This is a genomic window from Pelagicoccus sp. SDUM812003, assembly GCF_031127815.1.
GTDB lineage: Bacteria > Verrucomicrobiota > Verrucomicrobiia > Opitutales > Opitutaceae > Pelagicoccus.
In genome coordinates, this window is record NZ_JARXHY010000078.1 from 1 (window position 1) to 471 (window position 471).

The window sequence follows — 471 nt, forward strand, 5'->3', positions numbered from 1 at the left end:
TCTCGCTTCCATTCGCACTCCGGGTAACGCCTTGGATGGTGGCGTAGGTGCATGTGGGAGTCCAGTCTCGAGCGCTGCCTACTTGTTATCGCATTTGGTTTGCCGGCGGTCCACCGCAGTCGCTCCGACTATGACATTTCGGGTCAAAGTTCATTTCCAGCAGATTGGCTCCTCCTGGCTGCCTAGGCCGCGTTGCGGAAGGGCTGGTAGGGCGTCCCGCTCTTCCATACCGCCACCATCGTGACGGCGATCCTCCTGGCGGTGGCGACGACCGCCTTGCGCTTGGCTATGGAGGCTCCGCGCTCGCATATCCGCATTCCCGACTGGCGCAGGTCGGAGTCCTTTCCGAAGTGTCCCAGCGCGTGCTGGGCGCAGTTGACCAGCAGCCTTCGCAGGTCGGCGTTGCCGGCCTTGGTTATCCTCAGCTGCTTCTCCGACTCGCCGGACTGGTCGATCCTGGGCGTGAGGCCC

General features: G+C 63.3%; 1 protein-coding gene. It reads right to left on the reverse strand.

Going from position 1 to position 471, the window contains the following annotated elements; genetic code table 11:
* Nucleotides 1-182: 182 nt before the first annotated feature.
* The coding region (locus QEH54_RS22865; protein ID WP_309021052.1) for a transposase at nucleotides 183-471 on the reverse strand (289 nt) is incomplete at its 5' end.